Genomic DNA, 13,358 nt, shown 5'->3' with positions numbered 1-13,358 from the left:
GATGGCGTCCTTCCCCGCGGTCCTGCGCTCCGAGTGGACCAAGATCCGCAGCGTCCGCTCGACGATCTGGACCCTCGCGCTGACCTTCGTGGTCACCCTCGGCGTCGGCGCCCTGCTGTCGCTGCTGACCAACAACAACTTCGAGGAGTTCCGCAGCGACAACACCCCGTTCGACGCCACCGGCACCGCCTTCTCCGGCATCCTCCTGGGCGAGCTGGCCATCATCGTCTTCGGCGTGCTGGCGATCGGGAACGAGTACAGCAGCGGGATGATCCGGGTCACCCTGGCGGCCGTCCCGCAGCGCGGCACCCTGCTCACCGGCAAGGCCGTGGTGCTCGGGGGGCTCGCCCTGGCCGTCTCGCTGGTGACGGCCTTCCTGACCTTCTTCACCGGCCAGGCGCTGCTCGGCGACCACTCCACCTCGCTGAGCGAGCCGAACGTGCTGCGCGCGGTGTTCGGCGCCGCGCTCTACCTCACGATGCTGTGCCTCTTCTCGGCCGGCGTCACCACGATGCTGCACAACCAGACCCTCGCGCTGGGCGTGCTGGTGCCGTTCTTCTTCCTGCTCTCGCCGATCCTCTCGGCGGTTCCGGGCGCCAAGACCGTCGCCCACTACTTCCCCGACTACGCGGGCTCCCGGATGCTGCTGGTCTACGAGCAGAACGACCAGCCGTACGGGCCGTTGGCGGGCTTCCTGATCTGCCTGGCCTGGACGGTCGCCGCGCTGGCCGGCGGCGCGCTGGTGCTGAAGAAGCGCGACGCCTGAGCCCGGCGGGACGTCGGAACCGGTGGGTGCGGGTCAGTAGCGGGGAGCGCCGCGGCCGCGGAGCAGGTTCGAGGCCCGGCGCTCCCGCGCGCCCCAGCAGGCCCGGTGCCAGTGCCGCCGGTCGTCCACGCCCGCGCCGTGCAGCGGCCACGCCACCAAGTGCCCCGTCCCGGGCGGGATCTCCTGGTCGCAGCCCGGGCAGCGGTAGTGCCGTCCGGCCGTCCCGGCGACCGTCTGCACCACCCAGTCGTCGCCCTGGTAGCTCTCGGTCCGGCGCATCGAGCTGCCCATCGGGGCGGCCGGCTCCGCCCGGTCCGGTTCGGCGGCGCTCTTGATCCGGTTGCGTCGGGGCGACACGTCGGGCTACCTCTCTGCGGGGTGTCGGGAACCGTTCCAGCGTACGGCCGCACGCCGCCCGGGCGGGCCAATATCACGGCTTCGGAGGATGATCGGCTGTTTCCCGTGAGATCCACCCGATTCTCTGGGAAATTGGTGGTTCGGCGTGCCATTGGCACATGACATGGGCTACTCACGAGGGGACAGGCGGGGCCCGCAGACCCTGCGCGCACCCGAGGAGGCCTCACCATGACCCGAACCAGCACCCGCGCCGAGACCCGCCGGCCCGTCGGGGTCCGCCCGCCGGCACCCGGCCCGGCGCTGACCCCCACCACCGTCACGGCCGCCGCCGGCACCCCACTGCCGGCGGACCGGCGCACCGGCTCCGCCACCGCGGACACCGCGCCCGTCCAGGTCGGCGCGTTCCTGCTCTCGGCGCAGTTCCCCGGCCAGACCCACGGGGAGGCGCTCGACCGCACCGTGCGCGCCGCCGTCGCGGCCGAACAGGCGGGACTCCACAGCGTCTGGCTGGCCGAGCACCACTTCGTCCCGTACGGGGTCTGCCCCAACGCCGCCACCCTGGCCGCGCTGCTGCTCGGCCGGACCAGGCGGATCGGTATCGGCACAGCGGTCAGCGTGCTCTCCACCACCCACCCGGTGGCACTCGGCGAACAGGCGGCACTGCTCCACCTCACCTCCGACGGACGCTTCACGCTCGGGGTGGGGCGCGGCGGCCCGTGGATCGACCTGGAGGTGTTCGGCGGCGGTGTCGACGCCTTCGAACGGGGCTTCCCGGAGCGGCTCGACCTACTGCTGCGCTGGCTGCGCGGGACCCGGGTGGGAGCGGCCGGGCCGCAGTTCACCTTCCCCGAGGTCGCCGTGGTGCCCCGGGCCACCGAGCCGCCCCGGCAGCCCGACCTCGGCGCCTGGCTGGGCCTCGACGAACGGACCGGCACGCTGCGCTTCCCCCGGCAGCGCCAGGACGCCGACGGCTCCGCCGAGGAGCTCACCGCCACCGGCCGTCCGGTGGCCGGCCCGCCGATGGTGGTCGCCTGCACCTCGCCCAACGGGGTGCGTACCGCCGCCGAGCGGGGCCTGCCGATGCTGCTGGGCATGCACTCCGGCGACGAGGACAAGCTGCACATGCTGGAGCTGTATCGTTCCGCCTGGCTCGCGGCCGGGCGCGGCGAGGAGCAGCTGCGGCGGATCACCCGCCAGCACGTCGCGGCCGGGGTCGCCCAGGTCGACGACCGCGCCTCGACGGCCCGGGCCACCCTGCTGGGCGCCATGCCGGGCTGGTTCGAGTTCGGGCTCGGCGCCCACCGCACGGTGGACGGCCGGGAGCGGAAGATGCGCGATCCGCGCGAGTACACCGAGCTGCTCTGCGACCTGCACGCGGTCGGGACTCCCCGGCAGTGCGCGGACCGGCTGCTGGCCACCGCCGAGCGGACCGGCATCCGCCGCTTCGCGCTGCTCGCCGAGGGCAGCGGCGACCGGGAGGCCACCCTGCACAACATCGCCCGGATCGGCTCCGAGGTCCTGCCGCAGCTGGGCTAGGACCCCCGGCCGCCGGGCACCCCGTCAGGGGCCCGGCGGCCGGTGCGGTCGGCGAACCGAAGCACCGACCGTCGGCACTGGCAGAAGCGTCCCTGCGGCGAGCGGATGACTTGCTCAACAGTCCCGGAGTTCGTCGGACTGGTTGAGGAGCTGCTCGCGGACCGAGGTGAAGCGCTCGTACCGCTTCTTGTTGGCGGAGGACGGCCGGAAGACCGCCACCCGGTGACAGTTCTGGAAGGCCAGTTGGACGCCGAAGTGCCGTTCCAGGGCCCCCCGGATGGCGTCGCTGGCCAGGGCCCGCAGGAGCTGGCCGCGGGCCTGCTCGCTGGGCGGCGGTACATGGTTGTCGGCGAAGTCGGTGCCGTCGACCTCGGCCCGGGCGACCAGCGAGCTGATCAGCTCCCAGGCGTACGGCAGGGAGACGCGGACGCAGTCGACGAACTCCCGCTCGTCGACCTCGTCCCGCGCGGCCTTCTCCAGCAGGGCCGGTGAGACGTCGAGCGACATGGATTCTCCTCTCGCGGTCCGCCCGCGCGGCGCGCGGGCGGTGATGCGTAGTCCAAGTCAGAGCTGAGGGTGAGGCTGTAGGCGCGTCTGTGTCCGGAACCCCGTCGGACGGGTGTGAAGCCGTCGGACGACCGTGTTTCCGGCAACACGCCGAGGCAGGGGCGCCGCTGGTCCGTCGAGGGACGCGGCCGGGGCGCCGCCCGCTCAGAACAGCGTGGCAGCCAACAACGGACCAGGCCGGTGGTTCCGGCGGATTCCTCCGGGAATACGCCCCCGTGCACCGGATTGGCCGGAACCTGTCGGATCGTTCATCTGAAGTCTCCATCCCCGTCGACAGCGCTCCCGCAAGCAAGCCGTCACACACCGTAGCTGTCTCTGGTGGTGGCCGCCAGGGTGCCGACAGGCTTTGACGGGATCGCAGGGCATCCATCGTGGCGGGGTTCGCGGATTCTTCACCCCGTCGTCGTGGAATCGCATCAACTGGCCCCGGTGGGCTAGCGTGGTCGACCGTGCGTCTCGTAATTGCCCGCTGCTCAGTCGACTATGCCGGTCGGCTCTCCGCCCATCTGCCCTCCGCCACCAGGCTCATCCTGGTCAAGGCCGACGGCAGCGTCAGCATCCATGCCGACGACCGCGCCTACAAGCCGCTCAACTGGATGTCCCCGCCGTGCGTCCTCAAGGAGGCCGACGGGGTCTGGACGGTGGAGAACAAGGCCGGCGAGAAGCTCATCATCACGCTGGAGGAGGTGCTGCACGATTCCTCCCACGAACTCGGGGTGGATCCCGGGCTCATCAAGGACGGCGTCGAGGCGCATCTCCAGGAGCTGCTCGCGGACCGGATGGAGGTGCTCGGCGCCGGCTGGTCGCTGATCCGCCGCGAGTACCCGACCGCGATCGGCCCGGTGGACATCCTCTGCCGCGACTCCGACGGCGCGACGGTCGCCGTGGAGATCAAGCGCCGCGGCGAGATCGACGGCGTCGAGCAGCTCACCCGGTACCTCGAACTGCTCAACCGGGACCCGCTGCTGGCCCCGGTGAAGGGCATCTTCGCCGCGCAGGAGATCAAGCCCCAGGCCCGCGTGCTGGCCACCGACCGGGGCATCGGCTGCGTGGTCCTGGACTACGACGGGCTGCGCGGCATCGACGACGACAAGCTGAAGCTGTTCTGACCCCCGGCCGGCCGGTCAACCGGTCGGCTTGGGCGCCGAAGTGGACGCCGTCGGGCTCGTCGAGCCCGGCGGCGTCGTCGGTTCGGTGGTAGGGGGCTGGGTCGGGGGCTGGGTCGCCGTCGGGGAGGTCGTGGAGGGGGACGGGCTGGGCTCCCCGGTCGGCTGGGTACCGCCGCCACCGGTCGTTCCGCCCGTCGTCCCACCGGTGGTCCCGCCGGTCGTCCCACCCCCGCCCGTACCGCCCGCGGTGCCGCCCCCGGGGGGCTGCGGCGGGTTGGGGGCCTGGGTCTGCGGCGGAGTGGTGCCGGTGCTCGCCCCCGGGCTCGGCGAACCGCTCGGCTTCTTCGAGGCCGAGGCCGAACCCGAGGCCGACGGCGAGCCCGAGGGCGTCCGGGAGGCCGTGGTGCCACCGCTCGGAACGGTACCGGCCGCCGACTGCTCCAGGACCGGCCCACCCGTCCCCGCGGACGGTCCGGTGGCCGGCAGGGTGACCGGCGAGGAGGCCCCGGAGGCCGTCGGCCGGGGCGAGGAGGCGCGCGGCGAGGTCTCGGGCAGGGTGGAACCGTCGTCGCTGCTGCTGTGCGGCTCGTTGCCCCGGTCCTCCCCGGTCACCGCCAGCCCGACCGCCGTCCCGAGCACGCCCAGCGCCAGCACCGCCACCGAGGCGGCGACGACCGCCCTTCTGCTCCGGCCCGGACCGGCCGCCGCGGCGGCGCCGATCCGCAGCGGCACCCGCGCGATGGCCCGGATACCGGGTCTGCGGACCGGCCCCGAGCCCGCGGGCGCCCCGGCCGACAGCTCGCGGCCCTCCGCCCGCAGCAGGTCGAGCATCCGGCGCGCCGAGGCCGCCCCGCGCACCTCGCCGAGCGCCGACCGCAGCGTCAGCGCGGCCTCCAACTCGACGACGGCCTGCCCGGGTTCGTGGACGCAGAGGGCGTACACACCCAGCTCCTGGTGGAACCAGGCCTCGTCGGCCCCGGCGCCGGTCCGCCGGGCCGCCTCCAGGCCGAGCCGCAGCGCCCGCTCCCAGGCCCCCCAGCGCAGCGCGAGGGCCAGGGCGGGGGCCGCCGCCCGGGCCAGCCGCCGCACCGAGTCGTGCCGCCCGGCGGCCCGGTCGGCGAGCAGCACGCCGATCACCACCTCGGCCTCGGCCGCGATCTGCGGCAGCGAGACCGAGGAGTGCCCGACCCACCAGGAGAAGTGCTGGGCGGCGCCGTCCACGCTGTCCCGGGCCGGCCAGTGCGGGGCGAGGAGTTCCAGCGCCCCGGCGGTGAGCCGGTGGTGGCCGCCGATCGAGACCGCGAGCCCGGCGTCGGCGAGTTCGGCGAGCGCGCTCTCGCCCTGGCCGACGTCGATCAGGGCGGGCAGGTGCGGGGCGGTCGGGCACTCGCCGCCGAGGGCCACCGCGAGCCTCAGCACGGCCTGCGCGGTCTCGCTCAGCCCCTCGGCCAGCCGGACGGCGGGGAGGGTGGACTCGGCGACCGAGGGCAGCGGCACGGTGCCCCGCAGCGCCGCCTCGCGGACCGCCGGGTCGGGGTCGTGCACGGGCTCCCGGACGGCGCCGAAGACGTCCATCCGGTCCTCCTCGGCGGCGACCAGAGCGTCCACCGCGACGTCCCGCTGCCGCAGCAGCGCGGCGGCCTGGACGAAGCGCAACGGCAGGCCCTCGGACTCGAACCAGAGGTCCACCGCCCAGGCCTTCTCGGCCGCGTCCAGCGGCCGTCCGGCCAGCCGGGCGGCGAGGGCCAGGCAGGCGGACCGGGAGAGGCCGGCCACCAGGTGGTCCTGGAGCCGGGAGTCGGCCGGGAGCAGCGGGCCGTCGGCGGCGGAGGAGATCAGGAAGGCGCAGTCGGGGGCGGTGGCGAGCAGTGCCTCCAGTTCGGCGCCGTCGGGTTCGACCTCGTCGATGACGACGATCGCGCCGACGCCCGCGAGGTGCTCGGCGAGCTGGCCGGGGTCGGGGCGGAAGCCGGGGGCGTGGTGGGTCGCGGCGAAGAGCTCCTGGAGCAGGTCGGCGGCGGTGCGCCGGTGGCCGCGGAGCTGGACCACGCCGCCGGGGGCGAGGTCGCCGGCGGCCGAGGCGACGGCCGACAGCAGGGTGCTGCGGCCGGAGCCGGCCTGGCCGACCAGGCGTATGGACCGCCCCTCGGCGAGCAGGCCGAGCAGTTGGGCGACGTCGGCCTCGCGGTCGAGCAGCGGGAGGTCGGCGGGGCCGGCGCCGAGCGCGAGCGGGCCGACCTGGCCGCCGGGGTCGCCGGCCGGGCCGCGGGCGGGTGCTCCCGGCCCGGTCCGGCGGGGTCGGGGGCGCCACTCCTCGGGGCAGGGCCTGACCTCGGAGCCCTCGGGGCCGCCGACTCCCACCAGCAGTCCGCCGGAGACGAGTTCACCGTTCCGGGTGCGCACGGACTCCTGCCGGAAGTCCCCGGTTGGCTGTGCCACGTTCTGCTCCGCCCCACGCTCGCGCCGTCGCCCCGTACCGGCCGGCGTCGTCCGCGGCCGGGAATCGGGCCCGGCGGCCGTTTCCTGACGCCAGACTCTCGCACATCGGTGCCCGCCCGCGCAGCGCCGGACCGTCACCGGCCGCCCGGTACAAGGGATCGCGGGGCCCGTGGCCGGGCCGGGGCGGTCAGAGGGCCGGCAGGGTGGCGCCGAGGGGTTCGGCGGTGACGCCCTCGACGGCGAGGATGCGGTGCAGCCGGGTGGCCACCAGGAGGCGCTGGAGCTGGGCCGGGACGGAGCGGAGCACCAGCCGGCGCCCGATCCGGCCGGCCCGGCGGTGGGTGCCCATGATCACGCCCAGACCGGTGGCGTCCCAGAACTCCAGCCGGCCGAGGTCGAGCACGAGGTCGCCGCGGCCGCCGTCGACGGCCTGGTGCAGCCGCGCCCGCGCGTCGGCGGCGGTGCGCACGTCGAGGCGGCCTTCGAGGGCCAGCGCCACGTGGTTGCCGGTGATGCGCATGCTCTCCTCCTCCGCGGGGCGGGCCCGGCGTGCCGGGACGGACCGGGCTCGGCGCCGGTCCTGACGGTCGGTGCCGCCGGGTGTCGGTGGCCGGGTGGGTGTCGGTGGGTACGGGTGCCGCCGGCGGTGCCTGGCCGGGGGCGGTGGCGCTCCGGGCGCCGGGCGGGCCCTGCGGCCCCGCGCGCCGGCCCCGGACGGAATGCCGGGTTCCCCGTCATCCATCTGACGGCGAGCCGGGCCCTCGGGTTGCTGGTTCCGGCCGGATCTGAAGCAACTTCACTCGTCCGAGGGAATATACGCAGGAACTCTCCACACTTACGCTCGATTACCGCCCAAATCACCCGTCTGCGGCGCCGGCGTGAGGAAACTCACCAGGCCCGGCAGAACGGGCCGCGCGGTCCCACGACCGCACGGCCCGTCCGATCCGTCGGCTCAGCCGGCGGCGGTCACTTGCCCGGGTACGGGTAGAAACCTCGGCCGCTCTTGCGGCCCAGGTCACCGGCGGTGACCATGCGCGCCATGATCTCCGGGGCGGCGAACTTCTCGTCCTGGGTCTCGTTGTAGATGTTCCGCGCGGCGTGCAGCAGGATGTCCACGCCGGTCAGGTCGGCGGTCTCCAGCGGGCCCATCGCGTGGCCGAAGCCGAGCCGGCAGGCGGTGTCGATGTCCTCGGCGGAGGCGACGCCCGACTCGTAGAGCTTGGCGGCCTCGACGACCAGGGCGGTGATCAGGCGGGTGGTGACGAAGCCGGCCACGTCGCGGTTGACCACCACGACGTCCTTGCCGACGCCCTCGGCGAAGGCCCGGACGGTGGCCAGCGTCTCGTCGCTGGTCTTGTAGCCCCGGACCAGCTCGACCAGCTTCATCAGCGGCACCGGCGAGAAGAAGTGCACGCCGACGACGGACTCGGGGCGCGAGGTGACGGCGGCGATCCGGGTGATCGGGATGGCGGAGGTGTTGGAGGCGAGCACGGCGCCGTCCTTGGCGAGCTTGTCGAGCTCCCTGAAGACGCCTTCCTTGACCTCCAGCTGCTCGAACACCGCCTCGACCACGATGTCGGCCTCGGCGACCGCGCCGAGGTCGGTGGTGGTGGTGATCCGGCCGAGCGCCGCCTCGGCGTCCTCGGCGGTGAGCCGGCCCTTGGAGACGAACTTGTCGTACGAGGCGCGGATGCCGTCGAGGCCCCGGCGCAGCGCCTCCTCGGTCACGTCGCGCAGGACCACGGGGTGTCCGGCCTGGGCGGAGACCTGGGCGATGCCGGCGCCCATCAGGCCGGCCCCGATCACGGCGATCTGCTTGCTGGACGCACTGCTCATGGCTTGGTCTCCCGATGCCGTCGCCGCCCTGGTGGGCGGGCCCTGAAGGCGGCTCAAGGCAGGGATCACCCACCGAGCCGCATCACTCATGGGCGGGACTTTAATGCCGATCCGGCGCCCGTGGTGGCATCCGGGGGTGTGATCTGCGACAGACCTGAGCGGGCGAGAAGGTCAGCTGATCGGATCGATCCGACCGGTCACATCATCAGCCCCAGATCCTGGGCCAGGATCGCCGCCTGCACCCGGCTGCGCAGCCGCAGCTTGGCCAGGATCCGGCTGACATGGGTCTTGGTGGTCGCCTCCGCCATCTCCAGCCGCCCGGCGATCTCACCGTTCGACAGCCCGGCACCGATGCAGGCCAGCACCTCCCGCTCGCGCGGCGTCAGCCCGGCCACCGCCGCCCGGGCCTCCGGCCCCGCCTGCCGCTCCGGACGGGCGAAGGTGCCGATCAGCCGACGGGTCACCGAGGGCGCCAGCATGCCGTCCCCGCGCGCCACCGTGCGGATGCCGTCGACCAGGGCGTCCGCCTCCAGGTCCTTCAGCAGGAACCCGGCCGCCCCGGCCCGCAGCGCCCCGTAGACGTACTCGTCCAGGTCGAAGGTCGTCAGCACCAGGACCTGCGCCGCCCCGGCCGCCACCACCTGGCGGGTCGCCGAGACCCCGTCCAGCCGCGGCATCTGCACGTCCATCAGGACGACGTCGGGGCGCAGCTCCAGCGCCAGCCGGACCGCCTCCTCGCCGTCCGCCGCCTGGCCGACCACCTCCAGGTCCGGCTCGGCCCGCAGGATCATCACTAGCGCCGCCCTGACCGCCGCCTGGTCCTCCGCGACCAGCACCCGGATCGTCATGACCGTCCCGCCCCTTCCTCCGTCGCCTGCTCCCTCGGCAGCACCGCGCGCACGCTCCAGCTGCCCTCCCTCGGCCCGGCCTCGAAGCCGCCCCCCAGCAGCGAGGCCCGTTCCGCCATGCCGACCAGCCCCGCCCTGGCGCCCGGCAGCGCCTGCCCGGCCCCGCTCCGGAACGGGCTGTCCACACTGATCCGCAGCTCCTCGGCCCGGAAGTCCAGCAGCACCCGGACCTCCCCCGGGCCGGCGTGCTTGAGCGCGTTGGTCAGCGACTCCTGCACGATCCGGTACGCGGCCAGCCCGACCGGCACCGGCAGGACCCCGCGCTCCCCCTGCTCGGCCAGCTCGAAGTCCAGTCCGACGTCCCGCCCGGCCGCCCGGGCCTTGGCGAGCAGCGCGTCCACCGCCGACAGGTCCGGCGCGGCGTACGACTCGTCGGCCTCGCCGCCGCCGCTGTCCCGCAGCAGCCCGACGATGCGACGCATTTCGGCCAATCCCTGGACGCTGTTCTCGCGGATCACCCCGAGCACCTCCAGCACCGGATCGTCCGCCGGACGCCCCTGACGCCGCGCCATCGACTGCGCGCCGGTCGCGTGGATCGCGATCGCCGACAGGTGGTTGGCCACCACGTCGTGCAACTCGCGTGCCATCCGCGCCCGTTCGGTGACCACCGCCTCGCGCCGGTCCATCTCCGAGAGCAGCGCGGTCTGTTCCGCCCGCAGCCGCTGGGACTCCGCCTCCTGCCGGTGCTTGCGCACGATGTCGGCGCTCCACAGCGGGCCCAGGAAGACCAGGGTGGTGATCACCACCACCGCGACCGCCGTACCGGTGTCGCTGTAGACGAAGCTCAGGGTGCTCAGCACCAGTACCGAGGCGATTCCGCTGATGTGCAGGATCGGCGACATCCGCCGGGGCCCGTACACCACCGCCGCGTAGAGCAGGTCGGTGTACATCATGGTGGTCGCCAGCAGGGCGCCGGAGAAGATGCTCCCGGCGAAGACCAGCCCGCCGAGGACGGCGATGGTGATCGGCCTGGTCCGCCGGACCAGTTCCAGGGCCGCCATCGCCAGCAGCGCCGGAAGCACCTGCCAGCGGGGGATGGCCGAGGAGTGGTCGTAGACCTGGAAGACGATCAGCAGCAGTCCGCCGAGCAGCCCGGCCAGCGCGATCGAGGCATCGACCTGCCGTGGGGTGGGTGTGGGTCTGCGCACGCCCCCATCAGATCATCTCCGGCCCCGCAGCCGACTCCGGAGGCGGGAGGAGCGCCGCTACATCCAAAGATGCAGGGCGGTCCGTCCTCGCCGACGACGCGCGCGCGGGGGTGCCGCGGGGAGGCTGGGAGCGTCGTCGAGAACTGGAGCGCACCATGATCGTCACCCTTGTCCTCGCCGCCGAGGTCGCCTTCTGGGTGGTTCTCGCGCTGGGCCTGGCCGCCCGCTACCTGCTGCGGTGGCAGAAGGTGAGCACCGTCCTGCTGGTCGGGCTGCCCGTGATCGACCTGGCGCTGTTCCTGCTCACCTTCGTCGACCTGCACGGCGGCGCCACCGCCTCCTGGACGCACGCGCTCGCCGCGAGCTACCTGGGCTTCTCGGTCGGCTACGGGCCGTCCGTGGTCCGCTGGGCCGACGAACGGTTCCAGCACCGCTTCGGCGGCGGCCCGAAGCCGCTGCCCGCACCCAAGTACGGCACCGCCCGGAGCCGGCACGAGTGGCGGATCTGCTGCCGCACCCTGGTCTCGGTGGCGATCACGCTCACCCTGATCACCGCGCTGAAGCTCTTCACCGACGCCACCGGGACCGAGGTGTTCGACCAGTGGTACTGGCGGCTGGGCATCGCCGCGGTGGTGAACCTCGTCATCGCCACGAGCTACACCCTCTGGCCGAAGCAGCCGCCGGCCGGCGCGATCGTCGAGGAGGGCCGGATCGTCGGCTGGAGCATCCCCGAGCGGGCGAAGCACAGCTAGGACAGCGGCGGCGGGTGCGGGTGCGGTGGACCGGACGGGAGACGGTCCACCGCATTCGCGCACGGTCGCCTCAGCGGTTCTCGCCCGGCACCCAGAGCACGTCGCCGCGCTCCTTGTTGGCGGCCCGGGCCAGGATGAACAGCAGGTCCGACAGCCGGTTGAGGTACTTGGCGGTCAGCGGGTTGACGGTGTCCCCGTGGGTGTCGATCGCCGCCCAGGTGGCCCGCTCGGCCCGCCGCACCACGGTGCAGGCCAGGTGCAGGTACGCGGCTCCCGGGGTGCCGCCGGGGAGGATGAAGCTGCGCAGCTTCTCCAGCTCCGCCAGGTAGTGGTCGCAGTCCGTCTCCAACTTGTCGATGTAGGACTGCTCGACCCGCAGCGGCGGGTACTTGGGGTCCTCCACCACCGGGGTCGCCAGATCGGCACCGACGTCGAAGAGGTCGTTCTGCACCCGGGTGAGCACCGTGACCACGTCGGCCGGCAGCGCGCCGGCCGCGATCGCCACGCCGATCGCGGCGTTGGCCTCGTTGGCGTCCGCGTAGGCGACCAGACGGGGATCCGTCTTGCTCGTGCGGCTCATGTCACCGAGCGCCGTGGTGCCGTCGTCGCCGGTACGGGTGTAGATGCGCGTCAGATTGACCATGCCGCCACCCTAGCCGGGCCGGTTAGGCGGCGTTAACCCCCGAAAACCCGCCGCCGCTACGCGAAAACGCCGCTGTGCGACGTTCACCTCCCCCAGCCTCCGGCCGGGGGGACCCCCACCCCGAGGGTCCGCCGCTACGCGACGTTCACCCTCTGCCCGGGCGGGGCCGCTTCGAGCCAGGCGAGGAAGCCGGTGAGCGCGTCCTCGCTCATGGCGAGCTCCAGCGGGGCGCCCTCGTGCAGGCAGCGCAGCACGACCGAGCCGGAGAGCAGGGCGAGCTCCTCCTGCCCCTCCGGGTAGCGCCGGCCCAGCACCTCGATCTCCCGGCGCGGCAGCACCTTGCGGGGGCGCGGGGCGTAGGAGAAGACCCGGAACCACTCGATGGAGTCACCGCTGTACCGGCCGATACCAAAAACCCACCCCTTGCCGTCGGTCTGGGGAACCGGGGCCGAGGTGGGTTTGCCGTTCTCGTCGAGGTCGGGCTGCGTGGAGGCGTCGACGGGCATTTTGAGCCGGTAACTGCAGTCGAACGTGCCGCCGACCCGCTGGATCACACGGCGGCGTACCGCGAACGCGACCAACCCGATCACTCCGAGCGCCACGACCGCCGCACACACCACAAGGGCGAGGACCATGCTCACCTACCTCCTCGCTACCCGCGTTCCCCGTTCGGCCGTACCAGGCGACCGCGTTGACCTACCAACTGAGACGACAGTCCCGGGGTCACGCTCACGCGTCCCCGGGACCGTCGGTCGACCCCGCTCAGGCGGGGGTCCGGCACAATCAGGCGCGGGCCTTGAGGCCGCGTGCCGCGTGCAGCCGGACCTCGGCGCGCCGCTCGGCGTGCTCGTCCAGGTCGGACTTGGCCTTGTCCAGTGCGCGCTCGGCGCGCGCGACGTCGATCTCGTCCGCCAGCTCGGCGATCTCCGCGAGCAGAGACAGCTTGTTGTCGGCGAAGGAGATGAAGCCGCCGTGCACCGCCGCGATGACGGTGCCGCCGTCCGTGGTGCGGATGGTGACCGGACCGGTCTCCAGCACGCTCAGTACCGGGGTGTGTCCCGGCATGATGCCGGTGTCACCGGAGGCCGTACGGGCGACGACGATGGTGGCCGCACCGGACCACACCTTGCGGTCGGCTGCGACCAGCTCGACGTGCAGCTCAGCCAACGTGGGCTCCTAGGCTCATGCAACCCCCGATTACTCGGGAGTTTCGGTAAGAATAACGGGCCCGCGCCCCCGGCATGAAACCGGCGGCACGGATTTGACCGGAATCACAGCCGATGCGACGCGAGGGGTG

At 73.5% G+C, this 13,358-nt stretch carries 14 protein-coding genes; 4 read left to right on the top strand and 10 right to left on the bottom strand.

Going from position 1 to position 13,358, the window contains the following annotated elements:
• Nucleotide 1: 1 nt before the first annotated feature.
• The gene (locus OG715_RS27005; RefSeq protein ID WP_266271518.1) at nt 2-766 is read left to right on the top strand and encodes an ABC transporter permease subunit; all 765 of its coding nucleotides are present in this window, start codon (nt 2-4) and stop codon (nt 764-766) included.
• A gap of 33 nt (nt 767-799) precedes the next feature.
• On the opposite strand, the gene OG715_RS27000 is transcribed toward OG715_RS27005, so the two are convergent.
• Nucleotides 800-1,123 carry a hypothetical protein gene (locus tag OG715_RS27000; protein WP_030392768.1) on the bottom strand — a complete coding sequence of 108 codons (324 nt, stop codon included), beginning with the start codon at nt 1,121-1,123 and terminating at the stop codon, nt 800-802.
• A gap of 228 nt (nt 1,124-1,351) precedes the next feature.
• On the opposite strand from OG715_RS27000, the gene OG715_RS26995 reads away from it, so the two are divergent.
• Nucleotides 1,352-2,659, top strand: a complete 1,308-nt coding sequence (locus OG715_RS26995) for an LLM class flavin-dependent oxidoreductase (protein ID WP_266271517.1) — start codon at nt 1,352-1,354, stop codon at nt 2,657-2,659.
• Nucleotides 2,660-2,773: 114 nt separating this feature from the next.
• Here OG715_RS26995 and OG715_RS26990 read toward each other — a convergent pair whose 3' ends face one another.
• Nucleotides 2,774-3,166 (bottom strand): SCO5389 family protein, encoded by a 393-nt coding sequence (locus OG715_RS26990; protein WP_266271516.1) that lies wholly within the window; start codon nt 3,164-3,166, stop codon nt 2,774-2,776.
• 509 nt (nt 3,167-3,675) lie between these two features.
• Here OG715_RS26990 and nucS point away from each other — a divergent pair.
• The gene (gene nucS / locus OG715_RS26985) at nt 3,676-4,335 is read left to right on the top strand and encodes an endonuclease NucS (protein ID WP_045941615.1); all 660 of its coding nucleotides are present in this window, start codon (nt 3,676-3,678) and stop codon (nt 4,333-4,335) included.
• A gap of 15 nt (nt 4,336-4,350) precedes the next feature.
• Here nucS and OG715_RS26980 read toward each other — a convergent pair whose 3' ends face one another.
• From OG715_RS26980 to OG715_RS26960, 5 genes are all read right to left on the bottom strand, one after another.
• A complete protein-coding gene (locus OG715_RS26980) occupies nt 4,351-6,774 on the bottom strand; it encodes an ATP-binding protein (protein ID WP_266271514.1) in 2,424 nt (807 codons plus the stop codon).
• Nucleotides 6,775-6,961: 187 nt separating this feature from the next.
• Entirely contained in the window at nt 6,962-7,294 is a 333-nt protein-coding gene (locus tag OG715_RS26975; RefSeq protein WP_266271513.1) for an STAS domain-containing protein, read from the bottom strand.
• Between the two features lie 446 nt (nt 7,295-7,740).
• Nucleotides 7,741-8,610 (bottom strand): 3-hydroxyacyl-CoA dehydrogenase family protein, encoded by an 870-nt coding sequence (locus OG715_RS26970; protein ID WP_266271512.1) that lies wholly within the window; start codon nt 8,608-8,610, stop codon nt 7,741-7,743.
• Nucleotides 8,611-8,807: 197 nt separating this feature from the next.
• Nucleotides 8,808-9,458 (bottom strand): response regulator, encoded by a 651-nt coding sequence (locus OG715_RS26965; RefSeq protein ID WP_266271511.1) that lies wholly within the window; start codon nt 9,456-9,458, stop codon nt 8,808-8,810.
• A complete protein-coding gene (locus OG715_RS26960; protein WP_266271510.1) occupies nt 9,455-10,666 on the bottom strand; it encodes a sensor histidine kinase in 1,212 nt (403 codons plus the stop codon). The genes OG715_RS26965 and OG715_RS26960 overlap by 4 nt, the downstream gene beginning before the upstream one ends.
• 155 nt (nt 10,667-10,821) lie before the next feature.
• Here OG715_RS26960 and OG715_RS26955 point away from each other — a divergent pair, with 155 nt between their 5' ends.
• Entirely contained in the window at nt 10,822-11,418 is a 597-nt protein-coding gene (locus OG715_RS26955) for a hypothetical protein (protein WP_266271508.1), read from the top strand.
• Nucleotides 11,419-11,488: 70 nt separating this feature from the next.
• Here OG715_RS26955 and OG715_RS26950 read toward each other — a convergent pair whose 3' ends face one another.
• From OG715_RS26950 to OG715_RS26940, 3 genes are all read right to left on the bottom strand, one after another.
• Complete coding sequence (locus tag OG715_RS26950; protein WP_045941623.1) at nt 11,489-12,061, bottom strand: cob(I)yrinic acid a,c-diamide adenosyltransferase; 573 nt, start codon at nt 12,059-12,061, stop codon at nt 11,489-11,491.
• A gap of 134 nt (nt 12,062-12,195) precedes the next feature.
• On the bottom strand, nt 12,196-12,696 hold the full coding sequence (locus OG715_RS26945) for a DUF2550 domain-containing protein (RefSeq protein WP_030392779.1): 501 nt from the start codon (nt 12,694-12,696) through the stop codon (nt 12,196-12,198).
• A gap of 148 nt (nt 12,697-12,844) precedes the next feature.
• A complete protein-coding gene (locus tag OG715_RS26940; protein ID WP_266271507.1) occupies nt 12,845-13,228 on the bottom strand; it encodes a F0F1 ATP synthase subunit epsilon in 384 nt (127 codons plus the stop codon).
• Nucleotides 13,229-13,358 lie beyond the last annotated feature (130 nt).

The organism is Kitasatospora purpeofusca (assembly GCF_036010405.1).
Taxonomy (GTDB): Bacteria; Actinomycetota; Actinomycetes; order Streptomycetales; family Streptomycetaceae; genus Kitasatospora; species Kitasatospora purpeofusca.
The sequence above is the reverse complement of the archived record's forward strand: the minus strand, read 5'-3'. Positions and strand labels throughout refer to the sequence as shown.

Excerpts from the sequence above, each read along its gene's own strand:
- OG715_RS26970 (WP_266271512.1), bottom strand. The coding sequence starts at position 8,610 with ATGAGCAGTGCGTCCAGCAAGCAGATCGCCGTGATCGGGGCCGGCCTG.
- OG715_RS26955 (WP_266271508.1), top strand. The coding sequence starts at position 10,822 with ATGATCGTCACCCTTGTCCTCGCCGCCGAGGTCGCCTTCTGGGTGGTT.
- OG715_RS27005 (WP_266271518.1), top strand. The coding sequence starts at position 2 with ATGGCGTCCTTCCCCGCGGTCCTGCGCTCCGAGTGGACCAAGATCCGC.
- OG715_RS26945 (WP_030392779.1), bottom strand. The coding sequence starts at position 12,696 with ATGGTCCTCGCCCTTGTGGTGTGTGCGGCGGTCGTGGCGCTCGGAGTG.
- OG715_RS26950 (WP_045941623.1), bottom strand. The coding sequence starts at position 12,061 with ATGGTCAATCTGACGCGCATCTACACCCGTACCGGCGACGACGGCACC.
- OG715_RS26965 (WP_266271511.1), bottom strand. The coding sequence starts at position 9,458 with ATGACGATCCGGGTGCTGGTCGCGGAGGACCAGGCGGCGGTCAGGGCG.
- OG715_RS26975 (WP_266271513.1), bottom strand. The coding sequence starts at position 7,294 with ATGCGCATCACCGGCAACCACGTGGCGCTGGCCCTCGAAGGCCGCCTC.
- OG715_RS26995 (WP_266271517.1), top strand. The coding sequence starts at position 1,352 with ATGACCCGAACCAGCACCCGCGCCGAGACCCGCCGGCCCGTCGGGGTC.
- OG715_RS26990 (WP_266271516.1), bottom strand. The coding sequence starts at position 3,166 with ATGTCGCTCGACGTCTCACCGGCCCTGCTGGAGAAGGCCGCGCGGGAC.